13 protein-coding genes and 1 pseudogene are annotated in these 11,637 nt (G+C 71.8%); 10 read left to right on the top strand and 4 right to left on the bottom strand.

Annotated features, from left to right (window positions below; translation table 11 throughout):
• Window positions 1–12 precede the first annotated feature (12 nt).
• Both BMX74_RS46630 and BMX74_RS14185 read right to left on the bottom strand, forming a co-directional pair.
• Window positions 13–102, bottom strand: coding sequence for a putative leader peptide (locus tag BMX74_RS46630; protein WP_350669203.1), 90 nt, complete (start codon window positions 100–102; stop codon window positions 13–15).
• 48 nt (window positions 103–150) lie between these two features.
• On the bottom strand, window positions 151–1,599 hold the full coding sequence (locus BMX74_RS14185; protein ID WP_082535138.1) for a polysaccharide deacetylase family protein: 1,449 nt from the start codon (window positions 1,597–1,599) through the stop codon (window positions 151–153).
• Window positions 1,600–1,684: 85 nt separating this feature from the next.
• On the opposite strand from BMX74_RS14185, the gene BMX74_RS14190 reads away from it, so the two are divergent.
• From BMX74_RS14190 to BMX74_RS14215, 6 genes are all read left to right on the top strand, one after another.
• A complete protein-coding gene (locus BMX74_RS14190; RefSeq protein WP_091100666.1) occupies window positions 1,685–2,056 on the top strand; it encodes an NADH-quinone oxidoreductase subunit A in 372 nt (123 codons plus the stop codon).
• Window positions 2,057–2,109: 53 nt separating this feature from the next.
• On the top strand, window positions 2,110–2,625 hold the full coding sequence (locus BMX74_RS14195) for an NADH-quinone oxidoreductase subunit B (protein ID WP_055504725.1): 516 nt from the start codon (window positions 2,110–2,112) through the stop codon (window positions 2,623–2,625).
• A complete protein-coding gene (locus BMX74_RS14200) occupies window positions 2,622–3,176 on the top strand; it encodes an NADH-quinone oxidoreductase subunit C (RefSeq protein WP_055504726.1) in 555 nt (184 codons plus the stop codon). Before BMX74_RS14195 ends, BMX74_RS14200 begins: the two co-directional genes overlap by 4 nt.
• On the top strand, window positions 3,169–4,110 hold the full coding sequence (nuoH, locus tag BMX74_RS14205) for an NADH-quinone oxidoreductase subunit NuoH (RefSeq protein WP_055504727.1): 942 nt from the start codon (window positions 3,169–3,171) through the stop codon (window positions 4,108–4,110). The genes BMX74_RS14200 and nuoH overlap by 8 nt, the downstream gene beginning before the upstream one ends.
• Window positions 4,111–4,647: 537 nt before the next feature.
• On the top strand, window positions 4,648–5,604 hold the full coding sequence (locus tag BMX74_RS14210) for a hypothetical protein (protein ID WP_091100669.1): 957 nt from the start codon (window positions 4,648–4,650) through the stop codon (window positions 5,602–5,604).
• A 63-nt stretch (window positions 5,605–5,667) separates the two neighbouring features.
• Window positions 5,668–6,237 carry a hypothetical protein gene (locus BMX74_RS14215; RefSeq protein ID WP_143078653.1) on the top strand — a complete coding sequence of 190 codons (570 nt, stop codon included), beginning with the start codon at window positions 5,668–5,670 and terminating at the stop codon, window positions 6,235–6,237.
• Between the two features lie 152 nt (window positions 6,238–6,389).
• On the opposite strand, the gene BMX74_RS14220 is transcribed toward BMX74_RS14215, so the two are convergent.
• Together BMX74_RS14220 and BMX74_RS14225 are read right to left on the bottom strand one after the other, a co-directional pair.
• Window positions 6,390–6,977: a YdeI/OmpD-associated family protein gene (locus BMX74_RS14220; RefSeq protein ID WP_256256944.1), complete on the bottom strand. Its 588-nt coding sequence runs from the start codon at window positions 6,975–6,977 to the stop codon at window positions 6,390–6,392.
• Between the two features lie 752 nt (window positions 6,978–7,729).
• Window positions 7,730–8,956 (bottom strand): serine/threonine-protein kinase, encoded by a 1,227-nt coding sequence (locus tag BMX74_RS14225; RefSeq protein WP_091100674.1) that lies wholly within the window; start codon window positions 8,954–8,956, stop codon window positions 7,730–7,732.
• A gap of 312 nt (window positions 8,957–9,268) precedes the next feature.
• Here BMX74_RS14225 and BMX74_RS46635 point away from each other — a divergent pair.
• From BMX74_RS46635 to nuoK, 4 genes and pseudogenes are all read left to right on the top strand, one after another.
• Window positions 9,269–9,421: pseudogene (locus BMX74_RS46635) on the top strand (4Fe-4S ferredoxin); the annotation flags it as partial.
• A 1,041-nt stretch (window positions 9,422–10,462) separates the two neighbouring features.
• Window positions 10,463–10,600 carry a hypothetical protein gene (locus BMX74_RS44060; protein ID WP_176573386.1) on the top strand — a complete coding sequence of 46 codons (138 nt, stop codon included), beginning with the start codon at window positions 10,463–10,465 and terminating at the stop codon, window positions 10,598–10,600.
• Complete coding sequence (locus BMX74_RS14235) at window positions 10,597–11,160, top strand: NADH-quinone oxidoreductase subunit J family protein (RefSeq protein WP_055504731.1); 564 nt, start codon at window positions 10,597–10,599, stop codon at window positions 11,158–11,160. The genes BMX74_RS44060 and BMX74_RS14235 overlap by 4 nt, the downstream gene beginning before the upstream one ends.
• Complete coding sequence (gene nuoK, locus BMX74_RS14240) at window positions 11,160–11,558, top strand: NADH-quinone oxidoreductase subunit NuoK (RefSeq protein WP_091100677.1); 399 nt, start codon at window positions 11,160–11,162, stop codon at window positions 11,556–11,558. The genes BMX74_RS14235 and nuoK overlap by 1 nt, the downstream gene beginning before the upstream one ends.
• The last annotated feature ends 79 nt before the right edge of the window (window positions 11,559–11,637 follow it).

Here is an 11,637-nt window from a genome sequence, read left to right on the forward strand (position 1 = left end):
CGCGACGGGTCGTCAGGGTGAAGTGCGAGAACGACGACACAGCCCGGAGGCGAGCCTGCAGAGATCGACATGCAGGCGCGCGAAGAGGACGGTTCGGGTCACGAGGGCCAACTATACGTCCCTGCCGGGCGTGTGCCGTGTCTGGGGCGTTCACCCGGAGGCGTACAGACGCCCTGGCCGCATGCCGACCTGGCCGTACAACTCGGGCACGGTGACGAAGGTGTAACCCTGGGCGCGCAGGCGCCCGATCACGTCGGGGACGGCGTCCACGGACTCGGGCCGCACGTCGTGCAGGAGGATGATCGCGCCGGCCCGCGCCTGCTCCACGGCGCGGTCGGCGATCGCCCTGGCCGTGTCGCCGGGCCGGTCGTCGGCGTCCACGTTCCAGGTCACCAGCGACAGGCCCGCCTTGCGCGCGACGGAGCGCAGGTCGTCGTCCACCGCGCCGTACGGCGGGCGCACGAGCGTGGGCCGCTGCCCGATGGCCGCCGCCACGGCCTCCTCCGTGCGGTCGAGCGAGTCGGCGATCTTGCTGGTGGACTGCTTGGTGAGGTCCCTGTGCGACCAGCTGTGGTTGCCGACCAGGTGGCCTTCCGCGCTCATCCTGCGCAGCAGGCCCGGCTGCGCGGCGCCGTTGGCGCCCACCACGAAGAACGTGGCCCGCGCCCCCGCCTGCCGCAGCACGTCGAGCAGCCTGCCGGTGTACGGGCCAGGACCGTCGTCGAACGTCAGCGCCACGCAAGGGGTGGCGGCGCAGTTCACCGAGCCGGCGCGCCTGCTGACGGCGGGCGGGCTGGTGGCGGCCGGCGTGCCGTGCGGGGCGGCCTGCGGCGCGCGCCGGGCGGCGGCCACCACGCCCTCGCGGGCCCTGCGCCCGAGGTCCGACAGCAGGGGCTCGGCGGTGGCCGACGGCACGGCCACGGCCACGCGGCCCAGCGAGCAGGGCCCGACCTGGCAGTCATCGAACTCCACCACCAGGTCGCCGGCCCGGTTGAACGCCATCGAGTCGAACTGCTCGCCGTCCTCGCTGAGCGCCGCGGTCTCCACCTGCGGGCGGCGCTGCTTGAGCTGCTCCTTGACGATCGCGGTGAGGCGGCGCAGCGCGTCCTTGCCGCCGAGCAGCCCGCTGGAGCCGGTGGCGGCGCCGGTGCGGCGGTCGTACCAGAGGGTGCGCGTGGAGTTGGTCCAGCCGGCGCCGAGGAACTCGCCGGCGCGCAGCCGCACGCCGACCGCCTGGGAGGAGGCGGCGGCGACCTGCCAGTCCACGTTCAGCTCGGGGCGTGGGCCGCGGGCGGTGGCGTCGGCGTGCTCGCGGAACACGCGCAGCCGCTGCCTGGCGTCGTCCCTGAGCGCCTGGTTGAGCGCGGGCGCCCCGGCCAGTTCGGGGTAGACGATGTGCACGTACGCGCTGCCCGGCGTGTGGCCCTCGCCCAGCGTCGTCGTCGTCAGTCCTGCGACGGTCGCGGGGTCGACGAAGTCGATCATCGTCGGCTCCGCAGGAACCACCACGTCCCGCTCGTGCGCGGACGCGGCGAGGCCGCACCCTGTGGCCGATGAGGCCAGCAGAGCGATTCCTGCCAAGAATCGCGTTTTGTGCATGAATGTCAGGGTATAGGGGTGATCTTAGGGTTTGCCCCGTTTTGGGGCTATGGGGCGTTAGCCTTTGCTGGGTTACCATCGCGTCATGGACGGCTACTTCGGGTCCTATCTGCTGGTCGCCGCGCTGCTGGCCATCGGCGTCGCGATCGTGGCCGGAGCCCTCCTCGCCAACCGGCTGCTGCGGCCCAGCAGGCCCACCCCCGAGAAGCTGACCACGTACGAGTGCGGCGTCGACCCCGTCGGCGAAGGCTGGGCGCAGTCCCAGGTGCGCTACTACGTCTTCACCTACCTGTACGTCGTCTTCGCCGTCGACGCCGTCTTCCTCTTCCCCTGGGCCACCGTCTTCGACGCGCCCGGCTACGGCGTCGCCACGCTCGCCGAGATGTTCGTCTTCCTCGGCTTCATCGCCCTCGGCATCCTGTACGCCTGGCGCAAACGGGTCCTGAGCTGGACCTGAGGCGCCAGAGGCGCCGAGCTTGCCTTACCCGCGATCCGCGCGAGAATGGCCGTATGGCGGATCTCCCGATGCCCACGGTCGGGCCGGTCTCCAGGTTGGCGCCCAAGCCCATGCGCTTCGTGCTCAACTGGGGGCGGCGCTATTCGCTGTGGGTGTTCAACTTCGGGCTCGCCTGCTGCGCCATCGAGTTCATCGCCACCTCGATGAGCAGGCACGACTTCATCAGGTTCGGCGTCATCCCGTTCGCCAACGGGCCCCGCCAGGCCGACCTCATGATCGTCTCGGGCACCGTCACCGACAAGATGGCCCCCGCCGTCAAGCGTCTGTACGAGCAGATGCCCGACCCCAAGTACGTCATCTCGTTCGGCGCGTGCTCCAACTCCGGCGGCCCCTACTGGGACTCGTACTGCGTCACCAAGGGCGTCGACCAGATCGTGCCCGTCGACGTCTACGTCCCCGGCTGCCCGCCCCGCCCCGAGGCGCTGCTCCACGGCATCATGAAGCTCCAGGAGAAGATCGCCGGCGAGCGGCTCGCCGACCGGTACGGCGCCCCCGGGGCCGAGGCGTGACCGGCCCGCTGGCCGAACGGCTCGGCGAACGGTTCGGCGAGCGCGCCCGCGTCACCGAGTCCTACGGCGACACCACCGTCGACGTCGAGCCCGCCGACTGGATCGAACTGCTGACCTTCGCCCGCGACGACCTCGGCTGCGCCTTCTTCGACTGGCTCACCGGCGTCGACGACCCTCCCACCGGCTTCCAGGTCGTCGCCCACGTCTACAACCCCGGCTCCGGGCTGCGCCTGCTGCTGCGCACCAGCGTCCCGCGCGACGAGCCCCGCCTGCCCACCGCCGTCGGCGTCTACCGCGGCGCCAACTGGCACGAGCGGGAGACGTACGAGATGTTCGGCGTCGTCTTCGACGGCCACCCCCACCTCGTGCCGCTCCTGCTGCCCGACGGGTTCGAGGGGCACCCCCTGCGCAAGGACTTCGTCCTGGCCGCCCGGGTCGCCAAGGCGTGGCCGGGGGCAAAGGAGCCGGGCGAGTCCGGCCACGGCGCGCCGAGCCGCCGCCGCACCCTGCCGCCCGGCGTCCCCGCCGACTGGGGGCCGCCCGATGCTTGACGTGGTGCTGAGCCTCGTGGTCATCCTCGCCGTGTTCCTCGTGCTGCCGCTGGTCGTCGGCCAGGCCGAGCACAAGGTCATGGCGCACATGCAGTCGAGGCTCGGCCCCATGTACGCCGGCCGCTTCCACGGCTGGGCGCAGCTCATCGCCGACGGCGTCAAGTTCGCGCAGAAGGAGGACGTCGTCCCGGCCGCCGCCGACCGCCGCGTCTTCATGATCGCGCCGGGCGTCGCGCTAGTGCCGTACCTGGTCGTGCTGATCGTCATCCCGATCGACAGGGGTGCGGTCGCCGTCGACCTCGACCTCGGCCTGTTCTTCGTGCTCGCCGTCATGGGCGTGGGCGTGCTGGGCTCGGTCATGGCGGGGTGGGCGTCCGCCAACAAGTACTCCCTTCTCGGCGGCATGCGGGTGGCGGCCCAGCTCATGTCGTACGAGCTGCCGCTCGTGCTGGCCGCCTCGTCCGTCGCGATGGCGGCGGGCACGCTGTCGCTGCCCGGCATCGTCGAGGCGTGGCAGTGGTGGTGGCTGCCCTGGCAGGCCGTCGGCGGCGTCGTCTTCTTCGTCGCGGGCCTGGCCGAGCTGCGCCGACCGCCGTTCGACATGCCGGTCGCCGAGTCCGAGATCATCATGGGCCCGCTGACCGAGTACACCGGCATGCGCTTCGCCCTGTTCATGCTGACCGAGTACGTCGGCATCGTGGTGCTGTCGTTCCTGACCACCGTGCTGTTCCTCGGCGGCTGGCACGGGCCGCTGCTGCCCGGCTGGATCTGGACCCTCGTGAAGGTGTTCGCGCTGGCCTTCGTGGTGATCTGGCTGCGGGTGTCGTACCCGCGGCTGCGCGAGGACCAGCTCCAGAAGCTCGCCTGGGCCGGGCTGGTGCCGCTGGCGCTGCTGCAGCTCGCGATCACCGGAGTGGTGAAGGTCCTCACCTGAGCACGCCGCCCTCGCGCCGCCTCGGAGGCCCTGCCGAAACGCTTATCGACCGATTCCGCCGCCCGCGCATCCGCTGACAGATCCGCGACGACCACGAGGCCTTGGTGAGCCTGGCCGCACCGGTCGAGGCGCCGTCCGCCGACCACGCGGTGGGCAGTACGGCGGGGAGGAGCGGCGTGCCGCCGTCAGGCAGTACGCGCCCGGTATGACCAGGCAGCGCAGCCGCCGCACCCCCACGAGGCCATCCGTTAGCCACCGCGCGGCCGCCGTACCACCACGAGGCCTTCCCTTAGCCACCGCGCACCACCACGAGGCCTTCCCTTAGCCACCGCGCACCACCACGAGGCCATCCCTTAGCCACCGCGCACCGCCACGAGGCCATCCGTTAGCCACCGTGCAGCCGCCGTACCCCCACGAGGCCTTCCCTTAGCCACTGTGCAGCGCCAGGAGGCCACCCCTGGACCCCTGCCGCTCCTGAGGTGCGGCAGGGGAAACTTTACGTTCCCTTTATTCGTCGTAGACGGACAAGGGGGACTCATGGACGATCAGCTCGTTCCGGTCGCCGGTGCGACCAAAGACACCCGCTGCCCCGCCACGGCCATCGACTTCGACGGGCAGGCCCTCACCGTCACCGACGGCGCCACCGGCGAGCACCTGCGCCTCGCCCCGGCGTCGCTCTACCTCTACGCCTGCCACCCGTTCCAGGGACAACGCGGCAGGCGCCGGCAGTCGCCCCAGGTGCGCGGGCTGGCGTTGCTCGACGCCGACGGGCTCGTCCTGCTCGACCTGCCGGGCGAATGGCCCGTCTCCAAAGCGTGGCGCTTCTCAGGGAGAACCGGGATCCCGATGGTGAACGCCAGTCACACGCCCTCGCCCAAGGTACGGGCCGCGCTGGCGCGCCGTGCTCCCGGCTGGCGGCGGGTCCACGGCCTGGCCGCCCGGCCCCGCGCCTGGTGGCACCGGCCGGTCGCCGTCGGTGCCGGGTTCGCCGGACTCGCTCTCATGGCGTACCTCGCCTCCCAGGGCTTGTGGGCCACCTGGCGCGCCCTGGCCTCCGTGGGCCGTTTCCTCCTGGACGTCCTGGACATCAAGTGGCTGGCGGCGGCGTTCAGCCCCGCCCTGATCCTGTTGCGTCCGGTGACCGGCCGCGTCTACCGGTGGCAGGTGAGGCGGGGCAGGATCCTCGGCCCGCCGGGCGGGCCGTACCTGAAGGTCGAGCGGGGCGTCAGGCTCCTGGTCATCCAGCGCGGCCACGTCCTCGCCGACCTGTCGAAGGGCCGCGTCGCCACCCTGCTGCACTACCGGTACGACGACCTCGCCGGGCTGCTCCTCCTGGACGCCGACAACCGCCCCCTGCACCACCTGCCCGGCCCCTGGGACCCCGGCGCGGCCCAGCGCTTCGCCGAACGCCACGGCATACGGATGGCGGCGTACCGCCTGTCCCGGGAGGAATACCTCGACCTTGTTGGAACGTGTGAAGAAGCCATACCTTGAGGTAAACCGGGTGGCGTTGTCGATCATCTAACTCTCGTGACCATTGCCATCAACCGTGCACTCGTGACCCGTGTCCTGGCGACGGCGGCCGCCGCTGCCGCCGCGGCCGTGCTGACCACCCCGCCCGCCGCCCACGCCGCCGCCACCAAGAAGGTGACGTTCCGCGGCATGACCCTCGCCATCCCGTCCACCTGGGTCGTGGAGAAGGACCACACCGGGGACTGGGTCTCGCTGAGCACCAGGAAATGCCGCGACGCCGACACCGCCTGTCCCGCACTCCAACTCGTCGGACCCAAGGTGCTGAAAGGCGGCGACTACCTTGAGTCGTACAAGCCGGGCAGCCCCTTCGCGCCGAGCACCGGCGTGGCCGCCTGCCGGCTCAACCCCACCACCAAGTACGGCGAACGGTTCGTCGGCGCCAAGCCCCTGACCTCGGGCTACCGTCCGGTCGGCGCTGGCCACAAGGCGGAGTACCGCGTGTGGGCCGGCGAGTGCTACAGCTTCAAGACCGACAAGCGCACCGCCACCTTCAAACAGCGCGAGTGGTACCTGCCGAAGTCCAAGATCCTCATCGTGGACGGCTACGGCATCGCCGCCACGGACGCCATCATCAAGACCGCCACCTGGAACTGACCCCCCCGGGGGCCGCACCCCCGGCCAACCCCCTCACCCTCCAACCGCGTAGCCCACCACCCCGAACCCCAGAACCGCCCTTGCCGACCGCAGGGTCTCCTGGAGGCGTACCGGCGACGGCATCGCCGCTGCCCGCCGCGCCGGCGCCTGGGTCAGGCCGGTAGCACCAGACCGGACACCGCCTTCTCCAGCCGGGCCGCCCGCACGGCCGGCGTGCGAGCCTTCAGCAGGGGCAGGACGAGCAGGTACCGCGCGGTCTTGTCCAGCGCCGCGAACCGCGCCGCCGCCTCCGGCCGCGCGTCCAGCGCCTCGACCAGATCGGACGGGACGGTCACGTCACGCTGCGGGGCGTACGCCGCCTCCCACCGGCCGTCGGCCCGGGCCGCCTCGACCTGCGCCACGCCCGGCGGCCGCATCCGCCCCGCCTCGGCCAGCGCCTCCACCCGCTCCCTGTTGACGCGGGACCAGGGGCTTCCCTTGCGGCGGCGGGAGTACCGCTGCAGGAACGAATGCTCGTCGCAGGACCGGCGGTGGCTGTCGATCCAGCCGTAGCAGAGCGCGACGTCCAGCGCCTCGGCGATGGGCAGCAGGGCGAGAGGCGAGCGCTTCCTGGCGATCCTCAGCCAGACGCCTCCCTCCGTCTCATGATGCTCGGCCAGCCAGGACTCCCACCCGGCGGCGTCGGCGAAGGACAGCGTCGCCCCGCCATCTCCCGCGGCCGCCTGACGCCCCCGGCCCACCCGCCGCCGGACATCTCCCTCACCCACCGAAACGAAGCCGTCGCCCCCACAGCCGTCGACCCTCATACCCGGCACTCCCTTCCTTCCCCAGGCACCGTAATCACCTTTGAGGCACATCCCTTTCCTCAATGCCAGTCGACAGAAGGGGGTGTGCCGCAGGGCAGGGGTGCCGACGGCAGCGGTGCACCACTGGGCAGGGGCTCTGGCAGGAGCGGCGGCATGCCGTGAGGGCGAGGCACCGGAGAATGAAGACGGCGGGCGACGGCCTGGGGCATCGGCCGGCTTCGCAAACGGCTCAGCGGCCGGCTCAGGAACTGCCTCGGCGGCTGGCCAGTGGCCGGATCACGCGACTGGCTCGGCAGCCCGGTGGCGGCCAGCTAAGACGGCTGGCTCGGCGGTCCGGTGGAGGCCGGCTCATGCGGCTGGCTCAGGCGGTCCAGTGGCGACCAGCAGAGACAGCCGGCTGGTTGGCTGGATCACGCGACTGACTGGGCGGCTGGCGCGGCGGCCCGGTGGCTGCGAGCTCAGGCGGCTGGCTCGGCGACGGCCGAGTGGCGGCCAGCTCAGACAGCTGGCTCCGTGGCCGGATCACGCGTCTGGCTCGGCGGCCCGGTGGCGGTCGGCTCAGGCGGCTGGCTCGGCGGTCGGGGTGGCTGCCAGCTGAGGCGGTCGGGTGGCGGCCGACTCAGGCGGCTGGATCGCGCGTCTGGCTGGGCGGCTGGCTCAGTCGGGCAGCTGGTTCGGTGGCCGGGTCAGTGGACGATGGCCAGCATGGTGTCCGACGCCGACGGCCGGTTCTGCGGTCGTTTGTTGAGGCACGCCCCGACGATCCCGCGTAACGCCGGAGGCAGTGGCGACAGGTCCGGGTGGAACGTGAGCACCCGGTTGAACACGGCGGGCACCGTGTCCTCCCCGAACGGCGGCCGCCCCGTCGCCGCGAACATGATGGTCACAGCCCAGCTGAACACGTCGGAAGCAGGCCCCACGGGCTCCCCGCTCAACTGCTCCGGCGACATGTAAGGCGGCGTCCCCACCATCTTCCCCGACGTCATCGTGACCTGGTCGAACGCCCGAGCGATGCCGAAGTCGATCACACGAGGCCCGTCGTGGCCGATCAGCACGTTGCTCGGCTTGAAGTCACGATGCACGATGCCCGCCTTGTGGATGGCCGCGAGCGCCCCGGCTGTGGATAACGCGAGCCGGGTCAGGCTGTCCTCGTCGCGCGGACCGTACTGCCGGACGAGCTGTTCCAGCGAGGGCCCGTCCACGAACTCGCTGACGATGTACGCGTGCTGCCCCGAGATGTTCACGTCGAGCACCCGGGCTGTGGAGAACGTGGCCACCCGCCGGGCGACGTCCACCTCCCGCGCGAACCTCGCCCGCGCCGTCTCGTCGACCAGGTCGTGCAGGACCTTCACCGCGACGCGCGCCCCGTTCGGCGCGGTGGCGAGGTAGACGGAGCCCTGCCCGCCGCGGCCCAGCCGCTTGAGCACCCGGTAGTGGCCGATCCACTCCGGCTCGCCGGGAGGCCGCCCGTAGGAGGGCGCGCCGGCGCGGCGCGTGTAGTCGCCCTGGCCGCTCGGACGCTGCGGATGCACCGGCGCGGTGGCGCGCTGGTGCAGCTCGGCGGTGTGGCCGGCGGTGACGCCTGGACGTGCCCTAACCATGAACGGCACCAGGATCCCCGAGTGGATGACGCCGCCGATCCAGGCGATCACGAACCCGAACGACACGATCGTGGACAACGGCTCGGGGATGTCGTCGAACGTGTCGTACGCGACGACCGTGATCACGAAGGAGCCGATGCCGAAGAGGTAGACGGACGCGGCGAAGACGTGCAGGACGCTCCGCAGCCAGTACGCCGCGAATCCGATCGTGAACGGCGTCGCCAGGCCGCAGGTGAACAGGGGCAGGGCGGCCCACACGACGGCGAGCGCCCACGCCCCGCCACTGGGGCGGACTGGAGGGCTGTACGGCATGGCGAGAGACTATCGCCCCGCAGTCCCGCATATCGGGCATGGCGCGAGCTTGTGGATAACCTCCACAGAACCTGTGGATGACTGTGGATAAGTTGTGGATGAGGATTCGGCACATTCACGCGGGCCGGGAAGTGCGTCATGATGATGACCATGGGGCGGATGCCGGGAGTGGGGCTGGTGAAGGGGCTTTCCATCACCTTGCGCCACATGCTGCGCAAATCCGTCACGCAGCAGTACCCCGAGGTCAGGCCAGACCTCCCTCCGCGCAGCCGGGGCGTCATCGCCCTGGTCGAGGAGAACTGCACCTCCTGCATGCTCTGCGCCCGGGAATGCCCCGACTGGTGCATCTACATCGACTCCCACAAGGAGACCATCCCGGCTCCCGAGGGTGGCCGGCCGCGGCAGCGTAACGTCCTCGACCGGTTCGCGATCGACTTCTCGCTCTGCATGTACTGCGGCATCTGCGTGGAAGTGTGCCCGTTCGACGCGCTCTTCTGGTCGCCGGAGTTCGAGTACGCCGAGGGCGACATCCTCGACCTTCTCCACGAGAAGGACAAGCTGTCGGGCTGGAGCCAGACGGTCCCCATCCCTCCGGCCCACGACCCCGGCGCCGAGCTGCCCAAGGAGCTCACGGCCGCCCCCCGCCGCACGCCCTCGTCAGCGGGACCCGCCCCGTCCTCCGGCCCCCGCCGCGCCGAAACCCCAGCTCGCGGCGCGGCCCCGGCCCGTCCTGGCGCTCCTGCTTCCGGGGCGGAACGTCCTTCCGGCGACAGAACGAGCACCGCTTCGGCCGTCGCGGGCGGGGCGGCCTCCGCACGTACCCCGACGACTGAGGCAGGGGAGACGGCGGGCACGCCGCCCGAGACGGCCGGGGGCCCGATCTCCGGTGAGGCCGGGACGGCCAGGGGCGAGACGGTCAGCGGCGAGACGGCAGGTAGGCCCGGGGCAGCCGGTCGGCCGGGGGTGGCAGGCCGGCCCGGGACGGCCGGGGGCGACAGCGGTGCCGTACCGTCGTCGCCCGAGAGCGCCCAGCCCCCCGTCTCCGGTCGTCGCGCTGCAGGGGCTACGTCCGAGGAAGGGGCGGAGGAGCTCGGAGCGGCCGGGTCGCCGAGCGGCGCGGCGCGCGGAGAGGCCGGAACGGAGCCTGGGGAAGGGCCTTCGGGTCCGGGCAGGCGTCCGCGGCGGAGCATGGCGAACATTCGGGGGATCCGCCCTCCAGGCGCCCTCCCGCCCCCCGCCGCCCCTGACGCGCCACTCACGGGCCGCCCGCCCACAGGTGAGCCACCTCTGGAGCAGCCACCCACAGATCGGCTGTCCACAGGGCAGCAGTCGGCCGCGCCGTCGTCCACAGGTGAGGAGGAGGGCGGTCCGAGCGGGTCTTCGGCCTCTCCCCGCAGGTCAGCAGCCGAAGCGGCCGGTACGAGCCCATCGGCGGCCCAATCCGAGCCCCCTCCGTCATCCACAGGAGAGCCGTCCGAGGAAAAGTTGTCCACAGGTGGCGCCGAGGTGCGAACCGAGGGCCACTCGGCGGAGCAGACTTCTCCCGCGAGCCCGCGCAGGCGCCGGATGGCCGATCCGCGTTCCATCCGCCCGCCCGGGCGGCTCGCCCCTGACGAGACGAAGGAGTCCGAGGAGGAGTCGTGACCGAGGCGGTGCCCTCCTACCTGTCACCCACAGGGCAAGAGGTCGTCTTCTTGCTGCTGGGAGCGGTGGCGGTCGGATCGGCGCTGCTCGTCGTCACGACCAGGCAACTGGTCCACGCGGCCCTGTGGCTCGTGGTCTGCTTCGGCGCGCTCGCGGGGTGCTACCTCGTGCTCACGGCCGAGTTCGTGGCCTGGGTGCAGGTGCTCATCTACGTGGGCGCGGTGGTGGTGCTGCTGCTGTTCGGCATCATGCTCACCCGCGCGCCCATCGGCCGCTCGGCCGACCTCGACAGCGGCAACCGCCTGGTCGCCGCCCTCGTCGCGGTCGCCACGGCGGCCGTCCTGGTCACCGTGGTGGTCGACGGCTTCCGCACCGCGTACGCGCCGCTCAAGCCCGGCGCCGGCGCGGCCAGGGAGCTCGGCGCGAGCGTGTTCGCCACCTGGGTGCTGCCCTTCGAGGCGCTGTCCGTGCTGCTGCTGGCCGCGCTGATCGGCGCGATCGTGCTGTCGCGCACCGACATCCCGGGCGGCCCGCCCACCGACGAGAGCGGCGGTGACTGATGCACATCGTCTACCCGGTGGTCGTCTCCGTGCTGCTGTTCTCCGTGGGCGTCTACGGCGTCCTCGCCAGGCGCAACACGATCCTCGTGCTCATGTCGGTCGAGCTGATGCTCAACGCGGTCAACCTCAACCTGGTCGCGTTCGACGTCTGGCTGCGCGACCGGCTGCACAGCGGGCAGGTGCTCACGTTGTTCGTCATCGTCATCGCGGCGGCCGAGGTCGGGCTCGGCCTGGCCATCGTGCTGGCGCTCTTCCGCAACCGCCGCACAGTCGACATCGACCATCTCCGTGCCCTCGCGGAACCCGACGGCCCCGCCCAGCCGCCCCCGCCTTCCGCCGACGGAGCGCCTGGCGCCTCCGGAGCCGCGTCCACCGAGCGTGGGGAAGGTGCGCTGTGACGATCTTGCCGCTGCTGGCCGTCCTCCTGCCCTTCGCCGCCGCGTTCGCGGGCCTGCTGCTGTCCCGCCGGCCACACGC

Source organism: Nonomuraea pusilla (assembly GCF_900109355.1).
Taxonomy (GTDB): domain Bacteria; phylum Actinomycetota; class Actinomycetes; order Streptosporangiales; family Streptosporangiaceae; genus Nonomuraea; species Nonomuraea pusilla.

Coding starts and splice junctions, on each gene's coding strand:
- BMX74_RS14185 (WP_082535138.1), bottom strand. CDS start 1,599: ATGCACAAAACGCGATTCTTGGCAGGAATCGCTCTGCTGGCCTCATCG.
- BMX74_RS14190 (WP_091100666.1), top strand. CDS start 1,685: ATGGACGGCTACTTCGGGTCCTATCTGCTGGTCGCCGCGCTGCTGGCC.
- BMX74_RS14195 (WP_055504725.1), top strand. CDS start 2,110: ATGGCGGATCTCCCGATGCCCACGGTCGGGCCGGTCTCCAGGTTGGCG.
- nuoH (WP_055504727.1), top strand. CDS start 3,169: ATGCTTGACGTGGTGCTGAGCCTCGTGGTCATCCTCGCCGTGTTCCTC.
- BMX74_RS14210 (WP_091100669.1), top strand. CDS start 4,648: ATGGACGATCAGCTCGTTCCGGTCGCCGGTGCGACCAAAGACACCCGC.
- BMX74_RS14225 (WP_091100674.1), bottom strand. CDS start 8,956: ATGCCGTACAGCCCTCCAGTCCGCCCCAGTGGCGGGGCGTGGGCGCTC.
- nuoK (WP_091100677.1), top strand. CDS start 11,160: ATGCACATCGTCTACCCGGTGGTCGTCTCCGTGCTGCTGTTCTCCGTG.